This window comes from Streptomyces sp. SPB074, assembly GCF_000154905.1.
Lineage (GTDB): Bacteria > Actinomycetota > Actinomycetes > Streptomycetales > Streptomycetaceae > Streptomyces.
The window spans coordinates 105,892-107,751 of sequence record NZ_GG770539.1 but is presented as its reverse complement, the minus strand read 5'-3'; the positions used below and the strand labels follow the sequence as shown (position 1 = coordinate 107,751).

General features: G+C 73.1%; 2 protein-coding genes. Both read right to left on the bottom strand.

Annotation, left to right across the window (positions count from 1 at the left end; all coding sequences use genetic code 11):
* On the bottom strand, nucleotides 1–181 hold a 181-nt coding region (locus SSBG_RS30465; protein ID WP_324603480.1), incomplete at its 3' end, for a DUF6643 family protein.
* Nucleotides 182–470: 289 nt separating this feature from the next.
* On the bottom strand, nucleotides 471–1,640 hold the full coding sequence (locus tag SSBG_RS00485; RefSeq protein ID WP_037868579.1) for a glycosyltransferase: 1,170 nt from the start codon (nucleotides 1,638–1,640) through the stop codon (nucleotides 471–473).
* Nucleotides 1,641–1,860: the final 220 nt, after the last annotated feature.

Here is a 1,860-nt window from a genome sequence, read left to right as displayed (position 1 = left end):
CGGGCAGCGCCGGGGGGAGCGCGGGCAGGGAACTCCCGCTCGGCTCGTACAGGGACGGCACCCGGATCGGCGCGATCTGCGGTGTGCCCCGCTCCGCTACGAGCGAGTCGTAGATCGGAGTGTCCGGGAAGGACGGCGCGGAATAGTAGCCGCTGCCGTAAGTGGGGCGGGGGGAGGTCATGGCACATAAGTTAAGCCCACGATGTGCTGGTTGGGGAGACCGATAAGACGGTTGTTTTGTGCGTCCCTGTCGGGTCCCCGCCCGCAAAGCGATCGAAGGTGACCAAAACGGTCATCAGATTGCCGAAATTTAACGTGAATTGCATGTTCCCGGGGGGTTACCCGGAGTTCTTCCGGCGAGCCGGGGCTTCCGCCGGAACCACTGCGGGCCCCGCCCGCGCCCCGGCCCCCGCCCGCGCACGGGCCGACTGACCCGCGCGGGGCCCGACTTCCCCGCGAGGGGCGGGAGTTCAGCCCTCCCCGGCCTCCACCGCCTCCGGTGCCGCGTAGGTCCTGCCCTTCCACTCCGCGCCGCGCCCCCGGTAGTGCCGCACCGCCGAGTCCACCGTCATCAGGAGGTAGAGGAAGGCCGTCACCGGAAGCAGCGGGGCGAGCCACCACGGCTGCCGGTAGTAGCGCAGCATCGGCAGGTACGTGCCCGTCATCACGAGCCACGCGAGCCCGCCCGCGAGCGCCCACCCCGCGTGACCCGCGAGCAACCCCGCCACCAGCGCGAGGGGCGGCACGAGGTAGACGAGCGCGAGACCGAGCACCGTGCCGAGCAGGACCAGCGGGTTGTGCCGCAACTGCGCGTACGCGCTGCGCGAGACCATCCGCCACAGGTCCCCCAGCGCCGGGTAGGGCCGGATGCTGTCGACGTGCTCCGCGAGGCCGAGCCAGATCCGGCCGCCCGCGCCCTTGACCGCGCGGGACAGGGCGACGTCGTCGATGACCGACTGCCGGATCGCGTCGGGGACACCGGCCGCCTCGGCCGTGCGCGTCCGCAGGAGCACGCAGCCGCCCGCAGCCGCCGCGGTGCGCGACGCGGTCTTGTTGACCCTGCGGAAGGGGTAGAGCTGCGAGAAGAAGTAGACGAACGCCGGGACCACCATCCGCTCCCACACGCTGGCCACCCGCAGCCGGGCCATCTGCGACACCATGTCGAGCCCCGCGCCCTCCGCCGCCGCCACGAGCCCGCGCAGGCTGTCCGGCGCGTGCGCGATGTCCGCGTCGGTGAGGAGCAGGAAGCCGGGATCGTTCTCGCGGGCGAGCGCGATGCCGTGCCGCACCGCCCACAGCTTCCCCGTCCACCCGTGCGGCGGTTCGCCCGGCGAGACCACCCGCAGCGGCAGCGCTCCCGGGCGCCGCCCCAACTCGCGTGCCAGCTCGCCCGTCCCGTCCGTACTGCCGTCGTCCACGAGCACGACCTCCGCGCGCCCCGGGTACTCCTGCGCGAGCAGCGAGGGCAGGCTCAGCGGCAGCACCTCCGCCTCGTCCCGCGCGGGCACCACGATCGCGACCGAGGGCCACCGCTCCGGTACGGCGGCGGTCCTCGGCAACCGGACGTCGGTGCGCCAGAAGAAGCCCTGGGCGAGCAGCATCCACACCCAGGACGCGAGGGACAGAACGGCGATCAACATGAGGGCACTCACGCGCGGCAGTCTGCCACCAGCGGGTACGGCGCACGGGGCCGGACATGCGGAGCGCTCACGAGGGACGCCGGGGGAGTGGTCGCGCCGGAGACGGGACCGCACGCCGGCCCGGCACCTGCGACGACAGCGCGCACCGTCCGCAACCGCGCTCACGGACGTGCGTGAGCCTCCCTCGCGGCCACGCTCACGGACATGCGCCAGCCCCCCG

What these genes read in the sequence shown, in the direction of transcription:
- SSBG_RS00485 (WP_037868579.1), bottom strand. Translation starts at nt 1,640, where the DNA reads ATGTTGATCGCCGTTCTGTCCCTCGCGTCCTGGGTGTGGATGCTGCTC.